The 13,666-nt window shown below is 69.8% G+C and carries 16 protein-coding genes; 12 read left to right on the forward strand and 4 right to left on the reverse strand.

The genetic code is table 11. The features are described 5' to 3' along the window. Positions 1-89 precede the first annotated feature (89 nt). Positions 90-470, reverse strand: a complete 381-nt coding sequence (locus ACIQF0_RS22890; protein WP_401032327.1) for a PPOX class F420-dependent oxidoreductase — start codon at positions 468-470, stop codon at positions 90-92. A gap of 45 nt (positions 471-515) precedes the next feature. On the opposite strand from ACIQF0_RS22890, the gene hisF reads away from it, so the two are divergent. From hisF to hisI, 3 genes are read left to right on the forward strand one after another with little or no spacing between them, the layout of a single operon-like run. Beyond that, positions 516-1,274: an imidazole glycerol phosphate synthase subunit HisF gene (hisF, locus tag ACIQF0_RS22895; protein ID WP_401032330.1), complete on the forward strand. Its 759-nt coding sequence runs from the start codon at positions 516-518 to the stop codon at positions 1,272-1,274. Beyond that, entirely contained in the window at positions 1,271-1,630 is a 360-nt protein-coding gene (locus ACIQF0_RS22900; protein WP_401032333.1) for a hypothetical protein, read from the forward strand. The genes hisF and ACIQF0_RS22900 overlap by 4 nt, the downstream gene beginning before the upstream one ends. After that, positions 1,627-1,977, forward strand: coding sequence for a phosphoribosyl-AMP cyclohydrolase (gene hisI / locus ACIQF0_RS22905; RefSeq protein ID WP_401032336.1), 351 nt, complete (start codon positions 1,627-1,629; stop codon positions 1,975-1,977). The genes ACIQF0_RS22900 and hisI overlap by 4 nt, the downstream gene beginning before the upstream one ends. On the opposite strand, the gene ACIQF0_RS22910 is transcribed toward hisI, so the two are convergent. Continuing rightward, positions 1,978-2,589, reverse strand: coding sequence for a TetR family transcriptional regulator (locus tag ACIQF0_RS22910; RefSeq protein ID WP_360041553.1), 612 nt, complete (start codon positions 2,587-2,589; stop codon positions 1,978-1,980). A gap of 38 nt (positions 2,590-2,627) precedes the next feature. Between ACIQF0_RS22910 and ACIQF0_RS22915 the strand changes: the two genes are divergently transcribed. The 6 genes from ACIQF0_RS22915 (at position 2,628) to ACIQF0_RS22940 (ending at position 8,367) form a co-directional block, all read left to right on the forward strand. Next, positions 2,628-4,166, forward strand: coding sequence for an anthranilate synthase component I (locus ACIQF0_RS22915; protein ID WP_360041550.1), 1,539 nt, complete (start codon positions 2,628-2,630; stop codon positions 4,164-4,166). Then, a complete protein-coding gene (locus ACIQF0_RS22920; protein ID WP_401032341.1) occupies positions 4,156-4,557 on the forward strand; it encodes a Trp biosynthesis-associated membrane protein in 402 nt (133 codons plus the stop codon). The genes ACIQF0_RS22915 and ACIQF0_RS22920 overlap by 11 nt, the downstream gene beginning before the upstream one ends. Before the next feature lie 132 nt (positions 4,558-4,689). After that, entirely contained in the window at positions 4,690-5,499 is an 810-nt protein-coding gene (trpC, locus tag ACIQF0_RS22925; protein ID WP_093597267.1) for an indole-3-glycerol phosphate synthase TrpC, read from the forward strand. A gap of 35 nt (positions 5,500-5,534) precedes the next feature. Beyond that, the gene (gene trpB / locus ACIQF0_RS22930) at positions 5,535-6,755 is read left to right on the forward strand and encodes a tryptophan synthase subunit beta (protein ID WP_401032345.1); all 1,221 of its coding nucleotides are present in this window, start codon (positions 5,535-5,537) and stop codon (positions 6,753-6,755) included. Next, positions 6,755-7,543 carry a tryptophan synthase subunit alpha gene (gene trpA / locus ACIQF0_RS22935; RefSeq protein WP_401032348.1) on the forward strand — a complete coding sequence of 263 codons (789 nt, stop codon included), beginning with the start codon at positions 6,755-6,757 and terminating at the stop codon, positions 7,541-7,543. The genes trpB and trpA overlap by 1 nt, the downstream gene beginning before the upstream one ends. A gap of 257 nt (positions 7,544-7,800) precedes the next feature. Continuing rightward, positions 7,801-8,367 carry a Uma2 family endonuclease gene (locus tag ACIQF0_RS22940; protein ID WP_401032351.1) on the forward strand — a complete coding sequence of 189 codons (567 nt, stop codon included), beginning with the start codon at positions 7,801-7,803 and terminating at the stop codon, positions 8,365-8,367. On the opposite strand, the gene ACIQF0_RS22945 is transcribed toward ACIQF0_RS22940, so the two are convergent. Continuing rightward, the gene (locus ACIQF0_RS22945; RefSeq protein WP_401032354.1) at positions 8,364-9,512 is read right to left on the reverse strand and encodes an FAD-dependent monooxygenase; all 1,149 of its coding nucleotides are present in this window, start codon (positions 9,510-9,512) and stop codon (positions 8,364-8,366) included. The two genes, ACIQF0_RS22940 and ACIQF0_RS22945, sit on opposite strands and share 4 nt — an antisense overlap. Positions 9,513-9,688: 176 nt before the next feature. On the opposite strand from ACIQF0_RS22945, the gene lgt reads away from it, so the two are divergent. Genes lgt through ACIQF0_RS22960 form a run of 3 tightly spaced genes read left to right on the forward strand, consistent with a single transcriptional unit; the run spans position 9,689 to position 12,778 of the window. Beyond that, positions 9,689-10,690, forward strand: a complete 1,002-nt coding sequence (gene lgt / locus ACIQF0_RS22950) for a prolipoprotein diacylglyceryl transferase (RefSeq protein ID WP_401032815.1) — start codon at positions 9,689-9,691, stop codon at positions 10,688-10,690. Positions 10,691-10,693: 3 nt separating this feature from the next. After that, entirely contained in the window at positions 10,694-11,356 is a 663-nt protein-coding gene (locus ACIQF0_RS22955) for a response regulator transcription factor (protein ID WP_330273362.1), read from the forward strand. 48 nt (positions 11,357-11,404) lie between these two features. Then, positions 11,405-12,778 (forward strand): ATP-binding protein, encoded by a 1,374-nt coding sequence (locus ACIQF0_RS22960; RefSeq protein ID WP_401032358.1) that lies wholly within the window; start codon positions 11,405-11,407, stop codon positions 12,776-12,778. Here ACIQF0_RS22960 and ACIQF0_RS22965 read toward each other — a convergent pair. Beyond that, the gene (locus tag ACIQF0_RS22965; RefSeq protein ID WP_401032361.1) at positions 12,747-13,646 is read right to left on the reverse strand and encodes a TAXI family TRAP transporter solute-binding subunit; all 900 of its coding nucleotides are present in this window, start codon (positions 13,644-13,646) and stop codon (positions 12,747-12,749) included. The two genes, ACIQF0_RS22960 and ACIQF0_RS22965, sit on opposite strands and share 32 nt — an antisense overlap. Positions 13,647-13,666 lie beyond the last annotated feature (20 nt).

A 13,666-nucleotide genomic window follows, 5' to 3' on the forward strand; every position in this document is an offset into this window, starting at 1 on the left:
TGAGTCAACGTGGACCGGGCGCTGTCAACGTGGACCGGGCGTCGTCAACGTTGATCAGGTCGAATCAACGTTGACTCGACGTTGATCGCTCAACTCGCCGCCGTGATCCGGATGCCGATCGACCCGGTCCGCCCGCGCCGCAGCTTGCTGCCGGTCACGGTGACCCACCCGAACAGCCCGTACTTCTTGGAGATCCGCGACCGCACGTCGTCGCTCGCGGCCTCGTCGACGAGCGCCGCGTGGGCCTTGACCGACCCGCCCTTCGGGTTGCCGCGGACGTCGCACGGCCCGATCTCGACGTCACCGCTGCGCCGGATCCGCTTGACCTTGCCGCTGTCCGTCGCGCTCCAGGCGTAGATCACGCCGTCGTTCTCGCCCGGCACGACCCACACCGGCGTGGGTACCGGGGTGCCGTCCTTGCGGAAGGTCGTCAGCAGCAGGTACTTGCCTTCGCCGAGTTCGGTGATCATGGCCGCGCAGCGTAGTCCTCGCGCGCCCCTTGTAGGCTTTCCCGCATGTCAGTCGCGGTCCGTGTCATCCCCTGTCTCGACGTCGACCGGGGCCGGGTGGTGAAGGGCGTCAACTTCACCAACCTCGTCGACGCGGGCGATCCCGTCGAGCTGGCCAGGGCCTACGACGCCGAGGGTGCCGACGAGCTGACGTTCCTCGACGTGACGGCCAGCAGCGGCGACCGCGAGACGACGTTCGACGTGGTCCGCCGCACCGCCGAGCAGGTGTTCATCCCCCTCACGGTCGGCGGCGGTGTGCGCAGTCCCGAGGACGTCGACAAGCTGCTCCGCGCCGGCGCGGACAAGGTCAGCCTCAACACCGCCGCCATCGCACGCCCCGAGCTGCTCAGGGAGTGCTCGGAGCGATATGGCGCGCAGTGCATCGTGCTGTCGGTCGACGCGCGGCGCGTGCCCGGCGGCACCGGCTTCGAGGTCACCACGCACGGCGGCCGCACCGGCACCGGAATCGACGCCATCGCCTGGGCCGCGAAGGGTCAGGAGCTCGGCGTCGGCGAGATCCTGCTGAACTCGATGGACGCCGACGGCACCAAGGCCGGGTTCGACCTCGAACTGATCGACCTGGTGCGGCGCGAGGTCGACGTGCCGCTGATCGCGAGCGGTGGCGCCGGCTCGGTCGACCACTTCCCGCCGGCCGTCGCCGCGGGCGCGGACGCCGTGCTGGCCGCGAGCGTCTTCCACTTCGGGCAGCTCCGCATCGGCGAGGTCAAGGACGGCCTGCGCCAGGCGGGTGTCGTGGTGCGATGAAGCCCGTCGAGGTGCGGGTCGCCTCGGCGGTCGCGTTCGGCGGCGCCCTGGTGTTCTTCGTGGTCGGGCTGATCCTGTGGCGCTCGACCGGCGACGCGGACGTGCTGAAGCTGCCGTCGTTCCTCGCGGTCGTGGAACTGCCCGTGGCGGCCGCCCTGTTGCTGCGCCTGCGTTTCATGCACTACCCGGCGATGATCGTCTTCATCCTCGTCGGGCTGCTGCACCTCGTCATCGTGCTCGCCGAAGGACCGGTGTGGGCCCGTGTCGCGTCCGGGGTGCTGTCCGCCGTGCACATCTACGGAGTGGTCCTGCTCAACACCGGACCGGCTCGTGAACACCTGGGAGGTCCCCGTTGAGCAACGCGCTCGATCCCGCCATCGCCCAACAGCTCAAGCGCACCCCGGACGGCCTGGTGTGCGCGGTCGCCCAGCAGCGCGGCACCGGTGAGGTGCTCATGGTGGCGTGGATGGACGACGAGGCGCTGCACCGCACCCTCACCACCCGCCGTGCGACGTACTACTCGCGCAGCCGTCAGCAGCTGTGGGTGAAGGGCGAGACCTCCGGGCACACCCAGTACGTGCACGAGGTGCGGCTCGACTGCGACGGCGACACGCTGCTGCTGACCGTCGACCAGGTGGGCGCGGCCTGCCACACGGGCGACCGCACGTGCTTCGACGCCACGGTGCTGCTCGCCGGCGCGTGATCAGTCCAGGTCGCCGGTCAGGTAGCGCTGGAGGTTCGGGCCGATCGTCCTGACCACGGTCTCCACGTCGGCCGACGCCAGCGGCTCGAACCGCACGACGTACCGGACGATGCCGAGTCCCACCATCTGGGTCGCGCACAGCGTGGCCCGGAGCTCGCGGTGCTCGGCGCCGATCTCCGCGAGCACGTTCTTGAAGATCGCGTTGATGAGGAACGACTTCAGCGCGCCCGCCACCTCCGGCTGGCTGGTGACGCTGCGGATCAGGGCGGCGAACGTGCCGCCGCCGGTCGCGTCCCACACCGTCACGAAGGTGCGGACGATGCGTTCGCCCGCGTCCTGCACCGGGCCGTCGAGCAGGCGCTTGAGGAGCTCGGCCGGGTCGAACGGGAGCTGCAGCACCGACTGCGCGAACAGGCCTTCCTTGCCGCCGAACCAGTGGTTGACCATGGCGGCGTCCACGCCCGCCTTGGCGGCGATCGCGCGTACGGTGGCACCGTCGTAGCCCTTTTCCACGAACACCTCGCGGGCCGCGGCGACGAGCGCCGCCCTGGTGTCCTCGCCCGCGGCACGACGGCCTCGGCGTTTCTGGTTCACTTGCTCCACACGGGCCATAGTTCAACAGTTGTTGAATTTATGCAACAATCAACGGCATGGTGAGCGTCATCGGGGCTGTGGCCGCCGCTGGTCTTGGGGCCGTCAGCCCAACGCGTGAGGAGTTCCGCGAGCTCGCGGTCAACCGCCGGGTCATCCCGGTGGTGCGCAAGCTGCTCGCGGACGCGGAGACCCCGGTCGGTCTGTACCGCAAGCTCGGGGCCAATCAGCCGGGCACGTTCCTCTTCGAGTCGGCGGAGAACGGCCGCTCCTGGTCGCGATGGTCGTTCATCGGCGTGCGGTCCACGGCGGCGCTCACGGCGACCGGCGGCGAGGCGTTCTGGACGGGCACGAGGCCTGTCGGGCTGCCCGACGGCGGCGACCCGCTGCAGGCGTTGCGCGAGACCATCGAGGTGCTGCGCACGGACCCGTTGCCCGGCATGCCCCCGCTGACCGGCGGCATGGTCGGCTACATCGGCTACGACGCGGTGCGGCGCCTGGAGCGGCTGCCCGTCATCGCCGAGGACGACCTGAAGATCCCCGAACTGGTCATGCTGCTGGCGACCGACCTCGCCGCGCTCGACCACCACGAGGGCACCGTCACGCTCATCGCGAACGCGATCAACTGGGACGACTCGACCGAACGGGTCGACGCCGCCTACGACGACGCGGTGCGCCGCCTCGACGAGATGACCACGGCACTGCACACCCCCGCGCCGCCGACCGCCGCCGTGTTCGCGCGCCCCAAGCCGGAGTTCCGGCGCCGGCGTTCGCAGGCCGAGCACTTCGCGGCCGTCGAGAAGGCCAAGGAGGCCATCCGCGCGGGCGAGGCGTTCCAGGTCGTGGTGTCGCAGCGGTTCGAGATCGAGACGGACGCCGACGCGCTCGACATCTACCGGGTGCTGCGCGCGACGAACCCCAGCCCGTACATGTACCTCCTGCGCCTGGACGGGTTCGACATCGTCGGGTCCAGCCCGGAGTCGCTGGTGACGGTGCGCGACGGCAAGGCGACCACGCACCCCATCGCGGGCACCCGCTGGCGCAGCGAGGACCCCGAGGAGGACGCCCTGCTCGAGAAGGACCTCCTCGCGGACCACAAGGAACGCGCGGAGCACCTGATGCTCGTCGACCTGGGCCGCAACGACCTGGGCCGCGTCTGCAAGCCGGGTTCGGTGCACGTCGTCGACTTCTTCAAGGTCGAGCGGTACAGCCACGTCATGCACATCGTGTCGACCGTGACCGGTGAGCTGGCCGAGGGCAAGACGGCCTACGACGCGGTCGCCGCGTGCTTCCCGGCCGGCACGCTGTCCGGTGCGCCCAAGCCGCGCGCGATGGAGCTCATCGAGGAACTGGAGCCCACCCGCCGCGGCCTCTACGGCGGCGTCGTCGGCTACTTCGACTTCGCCGGGGACGCGGACACCGCCATCGCCATCCGCACCGCCCTGGTGCGCGAGGGGGTGGCGTACGTGCAGGCCGGCGGCGGCATCGTGGCCGACTCGGACCCGCTGTCCGAGGACAACGAGTGCCTGAACAAGGCGGGCGCGGTGCTGGCCGCGATCGCCACCGCGCAGACGATGGCGCCGGCAGTTGAAAGCTAGTACTCCACTGTGGATCGCCGCGCTCCTGCTGGTGGGCGCGGCGGGAGCCTTCTGGGGCGCCGGTTCGGTGCCGGTCGCGTTGCTGTGTCTCGCGGCCGTCGCGGCGGTCGTCGCGCTGAGCGGGGTGACGCGCCGGATCCTCGGCGCGTTGCTGATCGTCGTGGGCATCGCGGCGGCGTTCTCCGGCCACTGGCTGGCGATCGCCGGAGGTGTCCTCGTGGTGTTCTCCGGCGGGCTTCAGGTAGCGCTGGGGGGCCGGATGCCGAAGATCGGGATGGGCGGGCAGAAAGCTCGCACGCACGACCCCGAGACGGACCTGTGGCGCGCGCTGGAGCGTGGGGATGATCCGACCGACGATAGGACCCCCGGCGGACCTGCCTCGAACGAGTGAAGATCATTCATCCGCGTTCACGCATGTGACAGGCGCAAAGCCTCGGTTAGCTGCGTGGACACTTGAACCCCGGTGGCGGAGGCGTTACTCCGGCGGGGTTAGCATCCCCGTAGCGGGAAGGGGAGCAACACTGTGACGGTTCTCGAGTCGATCCTCGAAGGTGTGCGTGAGGATCTCGCCGCTCGCGAGGCTCAGTTGTCCTTCGAGGTGGTCAAGGAGCGCGCGACCAAAACCGCTCCGCCGCTCGACGTGCTGTCGGTGCTGCGCGGGCCGAACGTGGGTGTCATCGCGGAGGTCAAGCGCCGCAGCCCCTCCAAGGGGGCGCTGGCGGAGATTCCGGAGCCTGCCGACCTCGCGTCCGCGTACGAGGCGGGCGGCGCGTCGGTGATCAGCGTGCTGACCGAGCAGCGCCGTTTCGGCGGGTCGCTGGCGGACTTCGACGCGGTGCGCCGGGCGGTGAAGATCCCGCTGCTGCGCAAGGACTTCATCGTGTCGCCGTACCAGGTGCACGAGGCGCGCATGCACGGAGCGGACCTGGTGCTGCTGATCGTGGCGGCGCTGGAGCAGAACGCGCTCGTGTCGCTGCTCGATCGGGTGGAATCGCTCGGCATGACGGCGCTCGTCGAGGTGCACACCGCCGAAGAGGCGGACCGTGCCCTGGAAGCGGGTTCGTCGGTGATCGGCGTGAACGCGCGCAACCTCCACACGCTGGAGGTCGACAAAGACGTTTTCGGCAGGATCGCTCCGGGACTACCCTTCGAGACGATCAAGATCGCCGAGTCGGGCGTGACCGGGCCCGGCGACCTGATGTCGTACGCCGGCGCCGGTGCTGACGCGGTGCTCGTCGGCGAAAGCCTGGTGACCAGCGGAGACCCCAAGGCCGCCGTGAACAAGCTCGTGACCGCGGGCTCACACCCCGCGTGCCCCCGGCCGAGCCGGTAAGGCACGGTTGATTACAGCGCTAGAGGAGCTATTCGATGGGCCAGTTCACGCCCACACCGCATGATCCAGACGCACGTGGCCACTTCGGCCCGTGGGGTGGCCGGTTCGTCCCGGAGGCCCTGATCGCCGCGGTGGACGAGCTGGCCGCCGAGTACGACAAGGCGCGGCTCGACCCGGAGTTCGTGAACGAGTTCCAGCGCCTCCTTCGCGACTTCGCGGGCCGTCCGTCCCTGCTGACCGAGGCCCCGAAGTTCGCGGAGCACGCCGGTACGCGGGTCTGGCTGAAGCGCGAGGACCTCAACCACACGGGTTCACACAAGATCAACAACGTGCTCGGCCAGGCGTTGCTGACCAAGCGCATGGGCAAGCAGCGCGTCATCGCCGAGACCGGCGCCGGCCAGCACGGCGTGGCGACGGCGACGGCGTGCGCGCTCCTCGGCCTCGACTGCGTCGTCTACATGGGCGAGGTCGACACCGAGCGCCAGGCGCTCAACGTCGCCCGCATGCGTCTGCTGGGCGCCGAGGTCATCCCGGTGAAGTCCGGGTCGCGCACCCTGAAGGACGCGATCAACGAGGCGTTGCGCGACTGGGTCACCAACGTCGACGACACGCACTACCTGCTCGGCACGGCCGCGGGCCCGCACCCGTTCCCGCTGCTGGTCCGCGACTTCCACCGGGTCATCGGCATCGAGGCGCGCGAGCAGATCCTCGAGAAGGCCGGCCGGCTGCCCGACGCCGTCGTCGCCTGCGTCGGTGGCGGCTCGAACGCGATCGGCATCTTCCACGGCTTCATCGACGACGCCGACGTGCGTCTCGTCGGTGTCGAGCCCGGCGGCTCCGGCCTCGACAGCGGCAGCCACGGCGCGACGCTGACGGCCGGCACGCCCGGCTCGTTGCACGGCGCGATGTCGTACGTCATGCAGGACGCGGACGGCCAGATCACCGAGGCGCACTCGATCTCCGCCGGTCTCGACTACCCCGGCGTCGGTCCCGAGCACTCGCACCTCAAGGACATCGGCCGCGCCGAGTACTTCCCGGTCACCGACGCCGAGGCCATGGAGGCGTTCGCCCTGCTCTCGCGCACCGAGGGCATCATCCCGGCGATCGAGTCCGCGCACGCCCTGGCGGGCGCGCTGAAGCTCGGGCCGTCGCTCGGGCCGGACGGACTGCTGCTCGTGAACCTCTCCGGCCGTGGTGACAAGGACATGGACACGGCCGTGAAGTACTTCGGCCTCGCTGACGGGGGACAGGCCTGATGTCGTTGTCCGACGTGTTTTCCGCCGCGCGCGCCGAGTCGCGTGCCGCGCTGATCGGCTACCTGCCCGCGGGTTTCCCGACGGTCGACGGTTCCAAGGACTACCTCCGTTCGATGGTCGAGTCCGGGTGTGACCTGGTCGAGGTCGGACTGCCCTTCTCCGACCCGGTGATGGACGGCCCGACGATCCAGGCCGCCGCCGAGCAGGCACTCGCCGCGGGCTTCCGCGTGAGCGACCTGTTCGACGTGGTGTCCGCGGTGACCGACGCCGGTGGGCGTGCGGTCGTCATGACGTACTGGAACCCGGTGCTGCGCTACGGCGTGGACGCGTTCGCACGCGACCTCGCCGCCGCCGGTGGGCTCGGCATCATCACGCCCGACCTCGTTCCGGACGAGGCCGAGGACTGGATGGCCGCCTCCGCCGCGCACGGGCTCGACCGGACCTTCCTGGTGGCGCCGTCGTCGACCGAGGAACGCATCGCGATGACCGCGCGTGCGTCCTCCGGCTTCCTCTACGCCACCGCGGTCATGGGCGTCACGGGCGCCCGTGACGTCGTGTCGTCCGCCGCCCCCGAGCTGGTTGCACGGGTGCGTGAGCACACCACGCTGCCGATCGGTGTCGGGCTGGGTGTGCGCTCTGGCGCGCAGGCCGCCGAGATCGCCGGGTTCGCGGACGGCGTCATCGTCGGGTCGGCTTTCGTGTCGGCCGTGGCGGAGGGCGACGCCGCAGTGCGCGCGCTGGCCGCCGACCTCGCCAAGGGTGTGCGGTCGGCTCCTGCGACCGTCTGATCCTCCTTTGCTCTCGTTCTGCGAAGCCGCTCGGCCTGCTGGCCGGGCGGTTTTGCTTTGCGTGCCGCAAGCTGTTGACGTTCCTCCAAGAGCATGACATTGATTCGAACACCTGATCGAGTGATTCTAGGTCGGATGGGGCCAAAACCCCGTTTGACTGTCGGTCTGAGCTGCGATCGTGGGCTCATGCACAAGCCAGCCATTCGCTCGGCGTGCCACACTGGTGGTGCGCAGGCGGTCTACGGAGGTGATGCCCAGTGGCGGCGCCAGCCGAAGCCAAGCCCGATGTCCTGCTGCCCGCTCACGAAGGGCCGTGGACGATCGAGGACGTCCTCGCCTTGCCGGAGGACAACAGCCAACGCATCGAACTTCTCGACGGGATGCTGTACGTGAGCCCGCTGGGGAACGCCTCGCACCAGCGTTTGGTGTTCGAGGCGTCGTACTCGTTGCGCGGAGCGTGCCCGAAGGAGTTCGAGACCACGATCGAGCTGAACGTTCAGTTCGACGGCGATCGGATGTTCATCCCGGACTTCACGGTGCTGAAGAAGCGGGGCGCGAAAGGCCTGACCGTGCCGGCGGCGGACGTGCTGCTCATCGGAGAGGTGCTCTCCCGGAGCACCAAGGTGAACGACCTGGTGCTCAAGCGCCAGGTGTACGCGGAAGCCGGCATCTCCTACTACCTGATCATCGATCCGGCTGGTGACGTCCCCCAGGCGACGTTGTTCGAGCTCGAAGAAGAGAAGTACGTCGAGCTCGTGCGCAGCGAGGCAGGCGTGCTGACCTTCGAGCGACCGTTCCCGGTGACGATCGAACTGCCCTCCTAGCCGTAGAGCCACTCCAGCCGTTCGTGCAGGTCTGGCACGGTCCACGAGGCGAACATCGCGTCACGGACCTCCGCTGCCTCGCCGGCCGGGTGGTAGATCTCCCGGCCCATCCATCGTGAAGCGTGGTGGACGCGCGCGGTCCGCTCCGAGCGGAGCGCCACGTACCGCGCAAAAGAGCCGGCCACGTCACGCGGATCGAACACCGAGGAGAGGCACACGGCGTCCTCCAACGCCTGACAGGCGCCCTGGGCGGCGTACTGCAGCACGGGATGGGCGGCGTCTCCGAGCAGCACGACCCGCGAGTCCTGCCAGTTCGTGATCGGTGCGCGGTCGCACAACACCCACGCCCGCCACTCGTCGGCCAGTTCCATGATCCGAGCCGCGTCGTCGCACAACGGCGTGAAGTGCTTCATCACCTCGGCGTGCTCGACGGGCTTGCCGGTCATGGGGTCCGTGGCGCCGTTGTCCGCGGTGGCCACAAGATTCACGTACCGCCCGCCCGCGATCACGTACCAGACGACGTGAAAGCGCGGTCCCGCCCACAGCGTGACGACGTTCTCCTTCAACGACTGCGGCACGTCCTGAGCGGGAATGACGGCGCGAAAGGTCGTGTGCCCGGACACCTGCGGATCCCCGTCGCCCACGAGCTGCCGCCGCACGGCCGACCGCAACCCGTCAGCACCGATCAACGCCTCCCCGTGCACGAGATCGCCCGACCGCAACGCCGCCGTGACCCCGCCCGCGTCCTGCGTGTAGGCCTCGACGCCGCTGCTGACCCGGAGGTCGATCCGCTCGTCGTTCTGGCAGGCGTCGAGCAACGGCGTGAGCACGTCGTTGCGATGCACCACCGCATAAGTGCCGAACCGCTCCTGAAAGCCCTCGTCGATCGGCAACCCGGCGATCTGCCGCCCGGACACCCCGCACCGCAACCGCAACTCGTCCACGTGCACGGCCCGAGCCCGCACGGCACCACCCACACCCACGGAGTCGAGCATGCGAAACCCGTTGGGCCCGACCTGGATGCCCGCGCCGATCTCCTCGAACACGGCCGCGGCCTCCAGCACCGTCACCCGCTGCCCGGCCCGCGCGAGCCCGAGCGCCGTCGCCAGCCCGCCGATACCGCCGCCGACCACCAGGACCGTCATGTCCGACCTTTCGGGAGTCCGCCCCAGACCGCGTCCGAGTATCTCGGTTCGGCGATCACGAACCCCCTAAGGTCCGGAAGCAGAGCCTGGAGACCGGCACCGACAGGGTTCGGGCCGATAACGATCGAGCGTCCCCACGAGACGCTCACAAGCCGACCGGTACGGTGGGCGCCGTGTTGGACGCCCTCCTGGCCACGATCCCGAGTCCCGACCGCGGTGTTTGGTACCTCGGTCCCCTCCCGCTCAGGGCCTACGCGCTGTGCATCATCGCCGGCATCATCGTCGCCATCTGGTGGGGTGAGCGCCGCTGGGTCGAACGCGGCGGCATCAAGGGTGAGGTCACGGACATCGCCGTGTGGGCGGTGCCGTTCGGCCTCGTCGGCGGGCGGCTCTACCACGTCATCACGGACAACCAGAAGTACTTCGGGCCGGGCAAGGACCCGCTCGCGGCGCTGGAGATCTGGAACGGCGGCCTCGGCATCTGGGGCGCCATCGCGCTCGGTGCGGTCGGTGCGTGGATCGGGTGCCGGCGCAAGGGCATTCCGCTGCCCGCGATGGCGGACGCACTGGCGCCCGGCATCGTCGTGGCGCAGGCCATCGGGCGGCTCGGCAACTACTTCAACCAGGAGCTCTACGGCGGCGACACGACGTTGCCGTGGGGTCTGGAGATCTACCGCCGGGTCACGCCGGAAGGGCGTGAGGACGCGCTGGCCGGTATCGCCATCGACCACACGCCGATCCAGGTCGTGCACCCGACGTTCCTCTACGAGCTGCTGTGGAACCTCGGTGTCGCCCTGCTGATCGTGTGGGCGGACCGGAAGTTCCGGCTCGGTCACGGGCGGGTGTTCGCGCTGTACGTCGCGGGCTACACGGCCGGTCGGTTCTGGATCGAGCTGATGCGCACCGACGAGGCGACGCTGATCCTCGGCACGCGCGTCAACGTGTTCGTGTCGGCGATCGTGTTCTTCGGAGCGATCGCGTACTTCATCATCGCGAAGTCCCGCGGTGAGCGTGAGGACGTCGCGGCGCTGCGCGGCACGGACCAGCCGACCGAGGCCGAACTGGCGGCAGAGGACAAGAGCGTCACCGACGTCGCCGAGGACAGCAGCGAAGCCGGCGAGGACGACGTCGCCGAGAAGGACAAGAAGAACTCCCCGGAGTCCGTCAAACCGGAGTGATCTGTGCGCGTGCTCGTCGTCGAGGATGACGACCGGGTGGCCAGAGGCCTGCTGACCGCGCTGCGGCATGCGGGCTACGAGGTGCATCGGGTGGCCACGGCCGCTGACGCGCTGCGTGCCGCACCTGCCGACGTGGTGTTGCTCGACCTCGGCCTGCCCGATGGCGACGGTCTGGACGTGCTGCGCGAGTTGCGGCACCGGCCGGGCACCGCCGTCATCACCGTGACCGCACGTGGTGAGGAACGCGAACGCGTCCTCGGTCTGCGGGCGGGCGCCGACGACTACGTGGTGAAGCCGTTCGGCACGTCCGAACTCCTCGCACGGATCGAGGCCGTCCTCAGGAGGACGCGCACGCACCGTGCCGAGCCGGAGAGCGAAGGGCCGCTCCGGATCGGGCCGCTGCAGATCAACACGTCGACGCGTGCGGTCACTTTGGACGGTGAGCCGCTCTCGTTGACCCGCAAGGAGTTCGACCTGCTCGCCCTCCTCGCCACCCGCAAGGGCGAGGTCGTGAGCCGCGACTTCATCGTGGACCAGGTGTGGCAGGCGCACTGGGAGGCGCCGTCACGGACGCTGGACACGCACATCGCGGCGTTGCGCGGGAAGCTCGGCGGCCACGCCAAGATCGAGACCGTCCGCGGAGTGGGCTACCGCCTCGCCACGTGACGAGTCTCCAAGAGACATCCACAGGTGCGTGCGGAACAATCGCAACCGATGCTCCGCCGACTGCTCGTCATCACCGTTCCGCTGCTCGTCGCCCTGGTGGCGGCGCTCGGCATCCCTTTGGCGTCCGCGGTCGTGCAGCGCGAGACGCAGACGACCTACCTCGACCGCCTCGGTGACGCCAGCAGGTTCGCCTCGCTCGGCGAGAGCGCGTTGCAGTCGGACCGGCTGGAAGCACTCAGCCAGGAGATCCAGCGCTACGACAACCTCTACGACATTCCTGTCGCCCTGGTCAGCGCGGACAAGCGAATCCTCATGTCGTCACGGCAGGGGTTCAACCCCAGCAACGACCCCGAGGTCACGAAGGCCCTCAACACGGCGTTGAACGGTGGCGTGAGGCCCGAGCCCGAGTACACGGGCTGGCCGTGGCGCACGGGGCCGATGGTCGTGGTCGAGCCGGTCGGACGGGACAGCGAGGTCGTGGCCGCGGTCGTCACCATCTCGCAGACGGGCGATCTCCGCGCCGAGGTGCTGCGGCAGTGGGGACTGATGGCGCTGGCCGGCCTCGCGCCGATGCTGGCCGTGGTCGCCGCCGCCTGGCCCATGTCGCGGTGGGTGCTCCGGCCGGTCGGCAGGCTCGACGAGGCCACCGCGGCCGTCGCGCAGGGCAACCTCGACGTGCGGGCGGACGAGGTCGGCGGGCCGCAGGAGCTCCGCAGGCTCGCGCGCAGTTTCAACGTCATGGTCGACGTCGTCGGCAAGGCCCTGAACAGGCAGCGGGCGTTCGTGGCGGACGCGTCGCACCAGCTGCGGAACCCGCTGGCCAGCCTGCGGCTCGCCGTCGACAACCTCGAACCGCATGTGGACGGCGAGCTCGCGCGGGAAGCGCACCAGATCGCGGTCGAGGAGGCCGAGGAGATGGGGCGCGTGCTCGACACGCTGCTCGCCGCGACCCGCCTCGACAGCGCACGCCAGACCGAGCCCGTCGAGATCGACCAGCTGCTCACGACGCACCGCGCGGCGTGGCAGGCGCTTGCCAGCAAGTCCGGGGTCACGCTGAAGATCGACGTACCGGCGGGCCTCACCATGCAGGAACCGCCCGGCGGCCTGGGCAGCGTGCTCGACGAGCTCGTCAGCAACGCCATCCGGCTCGCCAACGCCACCGAGGTCGTGGTCACCGGCAGTCCCGGCGAGCTGCACGTCGTCGACGACGGCGACGGCCTGAGCGCCGAGGAACGCGAGCTGGCGCTGCAGCGGTTCTGGCGCGCCACCAAGCACCAGAACGTCGCGGGCACCGGCATGGGGCTCGCGATCTGCGCCGAGCTGATCGAGTCGGCCGGCGGCACGCTCACCCTGCACGACGCGGCCCCCGGCCTGGACGTGAAGGTCGCCCTCAGCGCTTCACGGAACGGAACCAGCGCATAGCGCCGTCGTGCAGCGGCACGAGGCCGGTCGCGATGCCGGTGCGGACGTTTATCCGCGACGCCTCCGGGTGCCCCTCCACGATCCGCGCGGTCTCGGTGAACACCGTGCGCGTCACGACCTCGACGACGTCCGCGCTCAGCGACTCGCGCGCCAGCAGCAGGTTCGGCACCGCGAACGTCTGGTTCGCCGCCACGTCCTCGTAGGTGGTGCTGGGGATGGTCGCGGGGATGTACGGGCCCTTGTACTTCTCGGCGAGCTTGATCGCCTCGTCCGGGATGTTGATCAGCCGCACGTTGCCCTGCAGGTCGGTTATGGCGGGCGTCGGGATGCCGGTCAGCGCCAGCATCGCGTCCAGCGACCCGTCGGCGACGCGCCGGGAGGCCTCCGCGTGCGCCATGCGTTCGTCCATTGCGGACAGGCCGAAGAACTCCAGCATCCGCTCGGCGGTGAACTCCGTGCCGGAACCCTTGGGGCCCAACGAGATGCGCTTTCCCGCGAGATCGCCGAAGGTGTGGATCTGGGAGGCCGACGGCACCGCGATCTGCATGAAGCTGTCGTAGAGCCGCCCGACCGCGCGCACGCTCTGCGGGTCGTCGATCGGGTCCAAAGAGGACAGCGCGAGCTGGGCTTCACCCGAGCGCAGCAGCTGCAGGTTCTCAACCGATGCAGCAGTCGGGATGGCGGTGACCTTCGTGCCGGGCAGCTGCTCGGCCAGCGCGGCGGCCAGAGCGCCCCCGACCTCGCGGAACACCGCGCCTTCCGGCCCGGTCGCGAGCACCAGTTCGGCGGGTGCCTCGACCCTGCGCGGGGTGCACCCGGCGAGAGCCAGTCCGGCCCCTAGCAGAAGTGTGCGACGACGAAGCGACACCGATGAAGCCTAGCTGTTAC

Source organism: Lentzea sp. NPDC092896, from assembly GCF_044754905.1.
In the GTDB taxonomy this organism is placed as follows: Bacteria; Actinomycetota; Actinomycetes; order Mycobacteriales; family Pseudonocardiaceae; genus Lentzea.